The organism is Sulfitobacter mediterraneus, from assembly GCF_003054325.1.
Taxonomy (GTDB): domain Bacteria; phylum Pseudomonadota; class Alphaproteobacteria; order Rhodobacterales; family Rhodobacteraceae; genus Sulfitobacter; species Sulfitobacter mediterraneus.
The window spans coordinates 129406-141676 of sequence record NZ_QBKU01000006.1 but is presented as its reverse complement, the minus strand read 5'-3'; the positions used below and the strand labels follow the sequence as shown (position 1 = coordinate 141676).

The following is a 12271-nucleotide window of genomic DNA, read 5'->3' as shown; positions in this document are numbered from 1 at the left end:
TCAGAGCCTCAGATCACTGCCTGATTTACCAAAAATTCCCTTGATGTCATAGAGCACAGCCCCCGGTTTGCCCAAGGCGCGGATTGCATCCGGGCCCAGAGTGACAAATTCGCGGTGCCCGACCGCCACAATGATCGCGTCATAGGTGCCTTGCAGTGGCTCTGCAATGCCTGTGACCGCGTGTTCTCCCTGCAACCTGTCCACGCCAACCCATGGGTCATGCACATCGGCTTGTACCGAATAGGACGCCAGCTCAGTCACAATGTCCGCGACCCGTGTGTTGCGTGTATCGGCGCAGTTTTCCTTGAAGGTATAACCAAGGATCAGCACCTTTGCCCCGCGCACACCAATGTCGCGGGCCAGCATCGCCTTGATCAGGGTCTGGGCCACATGTGCGCCCATGTGATCATTGATGCGGCGCCCGGCGAGGATCACCTCAGGATGATAGCCAAGCTGTTCGGCGCGGTAGGTGAGGTAATAGGGATCGACCCCGATACAATGCCCGCCAACAAGGCCGGGGCGGAAGGGCAGGAAATTCCATTTGGTCCCTGCGGCCTCCAGAACCTCAAGCGTATCAAGGCCAAGCCGGGCAAAGATCAGGGCAAATTCATTGACCAGTGCGATGTTGAGATCACGCTGGGTGTTTTCGATCACTTTGGCGGCCTCTGCGGTCATGATTGTGGAGGCACGGTGCAACCCCGCCTTGACCACCGGGGCATAGATCGCCTCAACACGGGTGAGGGTTTCATCATCCTGCGCGGCGATGATTTTGACCACGTTTTCCATCGAATGTTCGGCATCACCTGGGTTCACCCGTTCGGGGCTATAGGCCAGCTTGATCTGGCTGCCTGCATCAAGCCCGCTGCCCGCGGCCAGCGCCGGTCCGCAGACCTCTTCGGTGACGCCGGGATAGACCGTGCTTTCCAGGATCACCACAGCGCCGTTCGTCAGATGCGGCGCAATGGTGGCGCAGGCCCCAAGCACCGGACCAAGGTCGGGTGTCTTTGCGTCCGTGATCGGTGTTGGCACCGCAATGATAAACGCGGTGCAGCCCGCCAAATCAGCGGCGTCATGGGTAAACAGCGCCGATGATCCTGCAACAGAGGCATCCGCGACCTCGCCATTAGGGTCGCGCCCTGCGCGCAACTCCGCAACTGCAGGGGCGTGGGTATCAAGGCCAACAACGTCAAACCCTTCCCGCGCCAAGGCAACCGTCAAAGGCAGGCCGACATAGCCAAGGCCCAGCACAGCAATGCGTTCGGATTTGTCGGGGTTTGCCATGGGTCGTTCCTTGGTATTGTCGTGGTGTTTTGGCCCAAAGGCATGTCACTGCTATGGCATAGTTTGATCCATCATGCAAAACGGTGCAGGGACTGAACGCACAATCGTGACTTGGGGCGATCACCCTTTAATTGCAATGGGCTGGTCGCTGACTTAGCGTGAGGTAAGGCCAAATGGCCAGTGGGGGATTTATGCGCGTTTTGATTTTGGTTTCGATGGTTCTGGGCCTGCTTTTTGGCGGATTGTCCCTGCCCGCATCGGCGCAGGTTTTGGGGTCGCTGATGCCCACGAAGACCGAAACACAAGACGCGCCGAACATCGACGAAATCATGCAAAAAGCCGCTGAGAATGGCGTCGGTGTGGTTGTGATCGACCGCGAGGGCAATTTGCTGAGCCAAGACAGTGCGGATACGGCGGCATCTGCGGGCGAGGGCGAGGCGGGATCCTCTGCATTGATGGAAACCCAGGACCAGATCGTCAAGTTCCGCTCTGCCTTGATCGATCGCCTGCTGGATCTGCCCGATGCCTTTGCCGAGGTTGGATATATCCTGCGCGCCGCCAGCCCGGACGGGACCATCGCCGCCTTTGGCAAAGCGGTGCTGTACAGCCTGTTGTTGTTTGCAGCCGGTGCCTTTGTCGAAGCGCAGGTCTTTGGCAGACGGATCGCCCGCAGTTTTGTCGTCGCCCGCATTCAGGAAAACCCGGTCGGCTATGTCGAAAAAATGCCGTTCCTGATCTTCCGGTTCCTGCTAGGAGTTGTGGGCATTCTGGTGTCGATGGTGGTGGCTTATATTCTGGGCTTTGTCATCTTTGGCCAACTGACAGACACTGCGATGCAGTTCACCGCAGCCCTGATCAACATCGCTTATTTCACCTGCCGTTTCATTGCGGGCCTATGGCGGATGATCCTGTCGCCGTTCCTGTCCCAATACCGCATTCCCGCGCTGACTGACGCCGAGGCCAAGCGCCTTCACCGCTGGCTTTGGGTGTTGGGAACGCTGGATATTTGCAGCATTCTGTTCGGGGTCTGGATCGGTGAGTTGGGGCTGAACTATGATGTTTATGCCTTCCTGTTTTCGGTCATGTCGGCGGGTATCGTGTTGCTTAATATCTTGCTGGTGTTGGTCAACCGCCGCGCCATTTCCAATGCGCTGCGCAATGGCCGTGCGCCATCGGACAGCAGTTTCATCGTTCGCACGCTGGCCCGTCTCTGGGCACCGGCGGTGATCGTCTATGTTATTTTGGCATGGTTCGATCTGACCTTTGATCTGGTGCTCGCCAACCCCAGTACCTTCCCGTTGATTGCGGGGGCCTATGGCATCCTGGTCTCAATCATCGTGGTCTACGGGGTGATCAATTACCTGATCGAACGCAGCTTTGCCCGGGCCCGTGCACTGCGCCAGCTGAACGCCATCCGGGACGAGGAAGAGGCCAAAGCGCGGGCGCTGGCGGATGCTCAAATGGGCGAAACCCCAAACAGCGAAGCCGAAGCTGCACGGCTTGAGCTTGAGCTGGCCGAGGCCCGCGCCGCCGAAGAAGCGGCCCGCGCGGCGCATCCCATCCGGCATTCGCTCAATTCATTCGAGGCCCTTGCGCGGCGTGTCGCCGGTATCCTTGCCTTTGTCGCAGGCACCTATGCGTTCTTCTACATCTGGGACAACGAAAGTGCCGAAATGGTCGAGAGCTTTGCCGACAGGCTGCTGGACATCATGGTGATCATCTTCATCGGCTATATCGTCTACCACGCCTTCCGGATCTGGATCGACACCAAGATCGCCGAAGAGGCTGGCGATCAGGAAGAGGGTGAATTGGGCGACGAAGGCGGCGGATCATCGGCGAGCCGTTTGGCGACCCTGCTGCCGCTGTTCCGCAATGTCGTGCTGATCGTGGTTGTGGTCACCATCATCTTGATCGTGTTGATGGAAGTCGGCATCAACGTTGGCCCGTTGTTTGCCGGTGCGGGCATCGTGGGGGTCGCCATCGGCTTTGGCTCTCAGGCGCTGGTACGGGATGTCTTTGCCGGGGCGTTCTTTTTGTTCGATGATGCCTTCCGCAAAGGCGAATATCTGGACGTTGGCGGGGTCAAAGGCACGGTCGAGAAGATCTCGGTCCGGTCCTTCCAGCTGCGCCACCACCTTGGTGCGTTACACACCATTCCGTTTGGCGAATTGCAGGTGATGACCAACTATTCCCGCGACTGGGTGATCATGAAACTGCCCCTGCGGGTGACCTATGACACTGACGTCGAAAAGGTGCGCAAATTGATCAAGAAACTGGGTCAGGAACTGCTCAGCGATCCGGTGATCGGCGACAACTTTATCCAGCCACTAAAATCCCAAGGCGTGATCGAAATGCAAGACAGCGCGATGATCATCCGGGTCAAGTTCATGACCAAACCGGGTGATCAATGGTTGGTGCGCAAGAAGGTCTACGAAGAAATCCGCGAATTGTTTGAACGCGAAGGCGTCAAATTTGCCCACCGTGAAGTCACTGTGCGGTTGGCGGATGGCAAGGTTGAAGAATTGGACGAGGGCCAAAAACGCGCCGTCACAGCAGCCGCGCAGGCTCATGTGGAAGAAGAGCAGCAGGAGGACGGCCCAAGCGGCGGCGACGACCGTTGAGTTGAAATGGCCCGCTCTCCCTCTAGATCTTAGATTAGCAACCCAGGAGAGCGACATGACCCAGACAAGCCGTAGACATTTCCTCGTTGGCGCCGCAGCCGGCGCTGGCACGATCACATTGCTGCCTTTTGCCGCGCGGGCCGCAGCCCATGCCAGCGACAGTTTCGACACCCCCGCAGGCATGATCAAAGTACACCCCGTGGCCCATGCCTCCATCGTGATGGAGACACCGAAAGGCACGATCTATGTCGATCCGGTGGGCGAGCCTGCCCAATACGAAGAGTTCCCGGAGGCCGATCTGGTTTTGATCACTCATGAACACGGCGATCACTACAATGCAGATACGCTGAAGGCTTTGGTGAAGGATGGCACAAAGCTGATCACCAATCCGGCTGTGTTTGGCAAGCTGTCGGAAGAGATGAAGGCGCAGGCCTCCGAGGTCGCAAATGGCGGGATGGCGGATTATCAGGGCCTCAAGATCGAGGCGATCCCGGCCTACAACATCACCGAAGAGCGCAAGAACTTTCACCCGCAGGGCCGCGACAACGGCTATGTGCTGAATTTTGAGGGCTTTCGCGTCTATATTTCAGGCGATACCGAAGACATCCTAGAGATGCGCGCGCTGACAGGGATTGATCTGGCCTTTGTCTGTATGAACCTGCCCTTCACGATGGACGCAAATGCGGCGGCATCAGCGGTGTCGGAGTTTGGCCCGCGGTTTGTCTATCCCTATCACTACCGTGGCCGCGATGGCGGCACGCAAGATCCCGAAGCCTTTGCCAAGATGGTGGGGGGCGATACAGAGGTTCGGTTTGCGCCTTGGTATGGCTGACCTGGTTTCGGGTGCCTTGCGGCACCCGACCGATGCGGGGGGCCAGCCCCCCGCGCCCCCCGGAATATTTAGGGCCAAAAAGGGGGGATTAGCTTTTGTATGGATCAAGCGAGGCGCGGAGCCCGTCACCAAGGAAGTTGAAGGCCAGTACCACAACAATGATTGGCAGCATCGGGATCGCAGTCCACCAGTAGATTTCAATGCTGGCGAGGTTCTGTGCATCGTTGAGCATCACGCCCCAGCTGACCGCGGGCGCACGTAGGCCGAGGCCGAGAAAGCTGAGTGCGGTTTCGCCAAGGATCATCGCCGGGATGGATAGGGTCGCGCTGGCGATCAGGTGTGACATGAAGTTGGGCAGCAGATGCCTGCGGATCACGCGGGCAGGCCGCGCCCCCATCATTTCGGCGGCTTTGACGTATTCCTCTTCGCGCAGCGACAGGAATTTGGAGCGCACCGCACGGGCGAGGCCGGGCCAGTCGAGGATGCCCAGGATGATCGATATGATAAAGAAAACCGCGACCGGCCCCCAGTTGGAGGGCACCGCCGCAGACAGCGCCAGCCACAGCGGCAGTTCCGGCAGCGAGCGCAGGATCTCAATCGCGCGGTTGATGATCCAGTCGGTTTTGCCGCCGAAATAGCCTGCCATTGCGCCGAATGTGATGCCCAGCAAGAATGACACTGTGATGCCGATGATCCCAACCGTCAGGGACAGCTGCGCCCCGTAGAGGATGCGGCTGAACACATCGCGCCCCAATCTATCGGACCCCCAGAGGAACAGCGTTGCGCCATCGGGGGCGCAGACCAGATGGGTGTCTGACGGGATCACACCAAAGAGGTTGTAGTCGTCCCCCTCGCAGAAAAATTCAAGCGGCATGGGCCGGGTTTCATCGGTGGTATAGGTCCAGCGGAAATTGACCAGATCGGCCTTGGCCGTGACCGGATAGACGTAAGGGCCGACAAACGATCCCTCGTGCCACAGATTGATGCTTTGTGGGGGGGCATAAAGGTAATCGGCGCTACGCTCATTGGGTGTATAGGGCGCGATGAAGCCGGCGATGGGCAACATCAGATAGCACAGCAACAGGAACAGCCCTGAGATCAGCGCCAGCTTGTGCCGCCGGAATTTGCGCCAAGTCAAAAGCCAACCCGGCGCATCCATTTCCGCCCGCTCGGGGGCGCTGATGTCGGCGTCGTCGATCCATGGTTCGGTGTCGACAAAACGGTTGTCTGGCTGAATGGTCATGCGCCGCGCCCTCCGTACCGGATGCGCGGGTCAAGCAGCACCAGCAACATGTCTGAGATCATCGTCCCGATCAGCGTCAGCAGCGCCACGAACATCAGCACAAATGCTGCGAGAAACTGATCTTGGGATTTCAGGGCGGCCAGCAGATAGGGCCCGATCGTTTGCAGGCCCAGCACCACGGAGACCAGAACCGAGCCTGACACCATCGCCGGCAGCAGGTTGCCGATATCCGCGACAAAGGGGTTGAAGGCCATACGCAGGGGATATTTCGCCAGCAGTTTGGCGGGGGCCAGTCCCTTGGCCTTGGCGGTTTCGACGTAGGGTTTGCTCAGCTCGTCCAGCATATTGGCGCGCAGCCGTTGCATCATGGCCGCCGCGCCGGAGGTGCCGATCACAAAGGTTGGCACGATCATGTGCAGCAAGATGGATTTGACCTTGAGCCATGACATCGGCTGGCCTTCATAGACCGGGTCCATCAGCCCGCCGATGGGCAGGTTGAAATATTTGTGTCCATAGTAAAACAGGATCAACGCCAGCAGGAAGTTGGGGGTCGCGAGACCCAGATAGCCCACAAAACCGGCGGTGTAATCCACCCATGTTTCCGATTTCGCCGCCGCCAGCACACCCAGCGGCAAGGCAATCAAATAGACAAAGAGCACCGCTGCCAGATTGACCAGAACCGTCAGCCAAAGCGCATCGCCAACAATTTCCCCTACGGGGCGGTCGAATTCGAAAGACCAGCCAAAATCACCCTGAATAAGCCCGGAAAACCCGTTTGGCCCCGGTGAGAAGCCGACCCAGATCAGGTATTGTTCCCACAACGGGCGGTCGAGCGCATATTCTGTGCGCAGGAATTCTGCCTTGGCGACCCCTTCGGCCTGACCCGTAGCCCGCAGTTCCGCGATCTGGTTGGACAGGTAATCACCGGGCGGCAGATTGATGATGACGAACACCAAGATCGAGACCACCCAAAGGGTGAGCAGCATGGTGAAAAACCGGTAGACCGCATAGCGGAGAAACATCATTGGGTCACCTGCTGTAGCGGGTTCTCATAGTAAAATTCGTCGATCCGGTGGATGCCGAAATGCGCACCGGGTTCAAAGGCCCAGATCCCCGTTTCGGGAACGTTACGCATTTGTTTGGAAACCACAACCGGCTGCGGCGCTTCGGACAGGATGCCGATGGCGTATTGTTGATCGGCATGGATATCCAGCATCTCGCGCCAGATCGCGCGGCGCTGGCTGGGATCAAAGGTGTGGCTCCAGTCATCGGCCAACTGCATGAGCCGCTGCGGGTGCTTCATGTCGGGGGCTTCACCGGCGCTGCCGGAAGTTTGGTAGAACTGCCCCCACTTGGGCCATGAAAAGAATTCCTGATTGGTTGGGGCGAGGTACTTGGGCGATGTGGCCGGTGTGGGCAATCCGTTGTCCCAGCCAAACCAGATCGCCGCCATGCTGACGCCCGCATAAACCCGGTTGCGCAGGATATCACGGTCCAGAGGGCGCATGATCAGCTTGATTCCCAGCTCGCGCCAGGTGTCGGTGACAATTGCCAAGGCATTCTCAACCTCTTGGCGCTCACCTGCGGTTTCGATCACAAACTCCATCGGCCGGCCATCGGTTAGTTTGCGAATGCCCGCAGGGGTGCGATCGGTCAGGCCCATCTCGTCAAGCAAAGCATTGGCGCGGGCCACGTCCAGCGTTGCCCAAGACGTGAGATCCTCAGGGTCATGCAGGGGGGAGGAAGAGAGCGCAGTCATGCCGCCCTCATGGGCCAATCCGAAATAGAGCGCCCGGTTGATCATGCGCCGATCGATACCCATGCTCAGGGCCCGGCGGAACCGCACATCGCGCATCACCTCACGCCAAACCGGATCGCGGAAATTCAGGTTGGGATAGATCGCAATCTGGCTGGCCGCGCCATTGGCCCACAGCAAGGTGCGATAATCGCCACCATCGCTTTCGCCCTTCTTGAGGATCGAAATGTCAGGAAAATCGAGCCCGCGTGCTTGTAGATCAACCTCGCTGGCGTTGGCTTTGGCGGCGATCAGACCGGCACTGACAATCGTCATCTCGACCACGTCAATATAAGGCAGTTGGACCCCGCGTTTGTCGATGCGGTGATAATATGGGTTGCGCACAAACAGTTTGCGCGAGCCGCGCCCGCTGGCGTTGATCCAAGGCTGCAACGTCGGCAATGCGGGATTGTCGAACTTGTACATGTTGTCGCGTTTGTTGTGCAGCGCGGCCCAGCTTTTTACGCGGGCGCGGCGGACCTCTTCGGCGAGGTTTTCTGTTTCGGCAAAATCAACGTGGAACTGGCGCAGGTAATGGGCGGGCCGGTACAGGAACGGCGGGCTGGCCTGTGCCAAAAGCGGCAGAAAGTTGGAATTGGGCGTGGGCCATTCAAAAACAACTGTGTGGGGATCGGGAAAGGTAACGCTGCCCAGGTTGCCATCGACAAACATGAAATCCGGCGGTCCGGTCGGGGTGATTTCATCGTTGTTGATGACATTTTCCCACCAATAGCGGAAATCATCCGAGGTGAATGGCGCACCGTCCGACCATTTGTGGCCGGGCCGCAGATGCAGGGTATAGCGGCGATCCTCGAACACCTCAAAATCGCGCAGGATGTCCGGGTAGAGCGAATAATCGGGCGCATAGCCCACCAAACGGGCATAGCCGTAAACCACCATCTGCCGGACGTCTTTGGTGCGTGAAACCAAAGTGCGCAATGTGCCGCCCTGCGTGCCGTAGGTGCGGCCCTTTGCCTCCAGATCGACGACCAAGGGCACATCTGGCAAACGGTCCGCAATCGGGGGCAGGTCGCCGTTTTGCACTTCCATCGCCCAAAAGGAGGTTTCCTGCGTATTGTCTTGCGCCCAGACCGGGCCAGCGAGACATATCAAAAGGCAAAGCAGTTTACGCATGGCAACGCACCATATGTCCGGGTTCCAATTCACGCAGCGCGGGCGCATCCGGGCCGTCAAAGCGGAACATCTCAGGCCAGGAAGTCGGCGCACCCGCACCCTTGGCCACCAGTTGCAGATCAATCGGGCGGGACATATCCGGCTCTGGTTGCGCGGCGATCAGTGCCTTGGTGTAGGGGTGCTGCGGGTTATAAAAAAGCGTGTCGGGCGGGGCCTGCTCAACGATGACACCGGCCCGCATCACAGCCACTTCATCGGCGATCCGCGCCACAACGGCCAGATCGTGACTGATAAACAGGTAGCTGAGCTGCGCATGATCGCGAATGTCCTCCAACAAGGTCAGGATCTGTTCCTGAACCGAAACATCCAGTGCGGAAGTCGGTTCATCACAGATCAGCAATTTGGGGTCCAGCGTCAGCGCCCGTGCAATTGACAAGCGTTGCCTCTGCCCGCCCGAAAACGCATGCGGATAGCGGCCCAGCATATCAGGGTTAAGCCCTACCAGCCGCAACATCTCTGCCGCTTTATCTCGGCGGTCGGCGCGGTTGCCAATTTTGTGAATGTCCATCGGTTCGGTCAAAGCATCCAACACCCGCATCCGGGGGCTGAGCGATGAATAGGGGTCTTGAAACACCATCTGCGCCTCGCGTTGAAAGGCGGTACGCTGGGCGGTGGTCATGTCATGCACAGGCAGAGGGTCTTGGCCGCTCCCCGGATGGAACAACACCTCGCCGCCGGCGTCGGGGCGTTCTGATCCCAAGGCGACCCGCGCACATGTGGTTTTTCCAGATCCGCTTTCCCCAACCACAGCAAGGGTTTTGCCGCGTTCGACCTGTAAATTCACATCTCGGCAGGCTGTCACTTGCACTGGCTTGCGCCATCCGCCCGCCCGCAAGGTAAATGTCTTGGTCACATTGTGCAGATCAAGGATCACGTCATCGCGGGCCATTGCCCGTGCCGGTTTGGCGACCTCGGGGATCATCGGCGCCGCTGCAAATAGTTTGGCGGTGTATCTATGCGCCGGTGCGCCCAATACATCAGTGGCGCGGCCCGCTTCCATAACGCGGCCCTTGTTCATCACCACAACCTGCTGCGCCATGTTGGCCACCACGCCCAGATCATGGGTGACAAGGATCACCGCCATGCCTGTGTCCTGTTGCAACTTGCGGATCAGGCCCAGCACCTGCGCTTGTGTGGTCACATCCAATGCGGTTGTCGGCTCGTCCGCGATCAACACTTCGGGTTTGGCGACCATGGCCATCGCGATCATCGCACGCTGCCGCATCCCGCCCGACATCTCAAACGGATAACTGCGCCAGGCACGTTCCGGATCGACAAAGCCAACCTTCTCAAATTGTTCCAGCACCTCGCGCTTGGCCGCGCTCAGGCTCAGCCCGCGATGGATGTGCAACACCTCGGCCACCTGATTGCCAAGCCGGTGGAGTGGCGAAAGCGACCGCATCGGTTCTTGAAAGATCATCGAGATCTGGTTGCCCCGAACCTGGCGCATTTGCCTTTCCGAAGCATCCAGCAGGTTCACCGCGCCGCTGCTTCCGGCAAAGGTGATCCGACCGCTGCGCATCTGTGCAGCCTCGGGCAGGATCTTGAGCACACTGCGGCAGGTCAACGTTTTGCCGGACCCGCTTTCCCCGACCAGCGCAAGCGTTTCTCCGGCATTCACGGAAAAGCTGACATCGCGCACGACAGGTTCTGCGTTTCCGAAGCCGATCGTAAGCGCATCTACTTCGAGTATTGGTGGCATTTTGGTCCTGTCGTCAGGGCAAGGTGATACTTTGAACCAGAGTGAAGCCGATTCCGGCGCATTCGTCCAGTAGCTGGTCGCAACTGCTGGACATGAAGCTTACATTCCTCAATGTATCGACGAAATTGCCCAAAGGAGCCTACCATGAGCAGACTGGACCTCTTTATCGCCCGCATGGTGTCGCAACGCGCCTGTCTGGATCATGCCAATGACCTGACAAAGGGGATGGAGGGACCGGTGTTTGAATTGGGCCTCGGCAACGGCCGGACCTATCATCACATGGTGGAAACCATGCCGGACCGCGACATCTATGTGTTCGAACGCGCGGTGGCCTCGCATCCAGACAGCATGCCGCCCGATGGCCAGCTGATCTTGGGGGACGTGCATGACACCTTGCCTGCGGCGCTGGAACGGTTTGGCCCCACTGCCGCGTTGATTCATGCAGATCTGGGCGGGCACAACCGGGCCAAGAACGATGCCTTTGCGCGGGCGATTTCGCCGCTGGTTGAACCATTGCTGGCCAAGGGCGGTATCATGGTGGCCAGTGACCGGATGTATTTTGATGCGCTAGAAGAGCTGCCGCTGCCGCCGGAGGCGTTTGCGGGCCGCTGTTTTATCTATCGCGCAAGCTAACTTTTCCTGACCAAGATTCTCTGGGTGCTGCTCTTGCGTCTCTTTGGAGGGCGGACTAGCTTGCGCTGGGGAATTTATTGAAACGGCGTTTTGCAATGCGAAACAAATCAGACTGTCAGAGTAAGTGCCAACCGGCTGTCGTGCCTTGTGTGTTGCCTGCGCGATGACGGCTGCGCCCACAGACCGAAAATTCGCCAATACTTTGGCGCGGGGCTTGGGTGTTTTGCAGGCCTTTCGTGCCAGCGACGACGGGTTGACCAACGCCGAGATTGCAGAGCGGACCGGCCTGCCCAAGCCAACCGTGACGCGCCTGTCCTATACGCTGTGCGAGTTGGGTTATCTCAGCCATGGGGCCCGCAATGACCGGTTTCGGCTGGGTCCGGCGGCGGTCGCGCTTGGATCGGTTGCCTCGCTCTCGGTCAGTTTCCTTGATCTGGCGTCCAACACTTTACAGCGTTTGGCGAACCAGACCGGCACATTGGCGCTGGTTGCGGTGCGCGATGGCGACCGGATGCTTTTGGCCAAGACATGGCGGCCCGAAGGGGTCTCTGCGATCTGGCTTGATCCCGGCCACCGCATTCCGATCTATGGATCGTCCTCTGGTCTGGCTGTGTTGGCCACCTTGGGGGATGACCGGTTTGCCGCGCTGGAACCGGATGAAGCGCTGACCCGCTACCGGCAGGATGGGTATGACCAGTTGATCGGGCAAGGCTTTACCATCGCGCCGCAGCCCACCCGATACGCCGGTACAGTCAACGCGGTCAGCGTGCCCTATTATGCCAGCGAATTCGGAGAATCGGTTGCCTTTACCTGCGGGGCACTGCCGCAGGACTTGCCCGACGAACGAATGATGGCCGAGGTCGGCCCGGCCCTGCGCGATGCTGTGCGCAGCTTTGAAAAACAAATCGGATTGCCGCCCGCCCTTGCGCGGCGCGGTTAGATCCACCCGAACAGAACACCAAGGAGCCTT

General features: G+C 59.0%; 9 protein-coding genes. 4 read left to right on the top strand and 5 right to left on the bottom strand.

Annotated elements, in window-relative coordinates; translation table 11 throughout:
* Complete coding sequence (locus C8N31_RS11485; RefSeq protein ID WP_025049643.1) at positions 1-1281, bottom strand: nucleotide sugar dehydrogenase; 1281 nt, start codon at positions 1279-1281, stop codon at positions 1-3.
* A 191-nt stretch (positions 1282-1472) separates the two neighbouring features.
* Between C8N31_RS11485 and C8N31_RS11480 the strand changes: the two genes are divergently transcribed.
* Both C8N31_RS11480 and C8N31_RS11475 read left to right on the top strand, forming a co-directional pair.
* On the top strand, positions 1473-3902 hold the full coding sequence (locus C8N31_RS11480) for a mechanosensitive ion channel family protein (RefSeq protein ID WP_025049644.1): 2430 nt from the start codon (positions 1473-1475) through the stop codon (positions 3900-3902).
* A 55-nt stretch (positions 3903-3957) separates the two neighbouring features.
* Complete coding sequence (locus C8N31_RS11475; protein ID WP_025049645.1) at positions 3958-4734, top strand: MBL fold metallo-hydrolase; 777 nt, start codon at positions 3958-3960, stop codon at positions 4732-4734.
* Between the two features lie 88 nt (positions 4735-4822).
* On the opposite strand, the gene C8N31_RS11470 is transcribed toward C8N31_RS11475, so the two are convergent.
* Genes C8N31_RS11470 through C8N31_RS11455 form a run of 4 tightly spaced genes read right to left on the bottom strand, consistent with a single transcriptional unit; the run spans position 4823 to position 10668 of the window.
* Positions 4823-5977: an ABC transporter permease gene (locus C8N31_RS11470; protein ID WP_025049646.1), complete on the bottom strand. Its 1155-nt coding sequence runs from the start codon at positions 5975-5977 to the stop codon at positions 4823-4825.
* A complete protein-coding gene (locus C8N31_RS11465; protein ID WP_025049647.1) occupies positions 5974-7002 on the bottom strand; it encodes an ABC transporter permease in 1029 nt (342 codons plus the stop codon). The genes C8N31_RS11470 and C8N31_RS11465 overlap by 4 nt, the downstream gene beginning before the upstream one ends.
* Positions 6999-8906: an ABC transporter substrate-binding protein gene (locus C8N31_RS11460; RefSeq protein ID WP_025049648.1), complete on the bottom strand. Its 1908-nt coding sequence runs from the start codon at positions 8904-8906 to the stop codon at positions 6999-7001. Before C8N31_RS11460 ends, C8N31_RS11465 begins: the two co-directional genes overlap by 4 nt.
* Positions 8899-10668, bottom strand: coding sequence for an ABC transporter ATP-binding protein (locus C8N31_RS11455; RefSeq protein ID WP_025049649.1), 1770 nt, complete (start codon positions 10666-10668; stop codon positions 8899-8901). The genes C8N31_RS11460 and C8N31_RS11455 overlap by 8 nt, the downstream gene beginning before the upstream one ends.
* A gap of 144 nt (positions 10669-10812) precedes the next feature.
* Between C8N31_RS11455 and C8N31_RS11450 the strand changes: the two genes are divergently transcribed.
* A complete protein-coding gene (locus C8N31_RS11450; RefSeq protein WP_025049650.1) occupies positions 10813-11301 on the top strand; it encodes a class I SAM-dependent methyltransferase in 489 nt (162 codons plus the stop codon).
* A gap of 163 nt (positions 11302-11464) precedes the next feature.
* On the top strand, positions 11465-12241 hold the full coding sequence (locus C8N31_RS11445) for an IclR family transcriptional regulator (RefSeq protein ID WP_025049651.1): 777 nt from the start codon (positions 11465-11467) through the stop codon (positions 12239-12241).
* Positions 12242-12271: the final 30 nt, after the last annotated feature.

Coding starts and splice junctions, on each gene's coding strand:
- C8N31_RS11485 (WP_025049643.1), bottom strand. CDS start 1,281: ATGGCAAACCCCGACAAATCCGAACGCATTGCTGTGCTGGGCCTTGGC.
- C8N31_RS11480 (WP_025049644.1), top strand. CDS start 1,473: ATGCGCGTTTTGATTTTGGTTTCGATGGTTCTGGGCCTGCTTTTTGGC.
- C8N31_RS11475 (WP_025049645.1), top strand. CDS start 3,958: ATGACCCAGACAAGCCGTAGACATTTCCTCGTTGGCGCCGCAGCCGGC.
- C8N31_RS11470 (WP_025049646.1), bottom strand. CDS start 5,977: ATGACCATTCAGCCAGACAACCGTTTTGTCGACACCGAACCATGGATC.
- C8N31_RS11465 (WP_025049647.1), bottom strand. CDS start 7,002: ATGATGTTTCTCCGCTATGCGGTCTACCGGTTTTTCACCATGCTGCTC.
- C8N31_RS11460 (WP_025049648.1), bottom strand. CDS start 8,906: ATGCGTAAACTGCTTTGCCTTTTGATATGTCTCGCTGGCCCGGTCTGG.
- C8N31_RS11455 (WP_025049649.1), bottom strand. CDS start 10,668: ATGCCACCAATACTCGAAGTAGATGCGCTTACGATCGGCTTCGGAAAC.
- C8N31_RS11450 (WP_025049650.1), top strand. CDS start 10,813: ATGAGCAGACTGGACCTCTTTATCGCCCGCATGGTGTCGCAACGCGCC.
- C8N31_RS11445 (WP_025049651.1), top strand. CDS start 11,465: ATGACGGCTGCGCCCACAGACCGAAAATTCGCCAATACTTTGGCGCGG.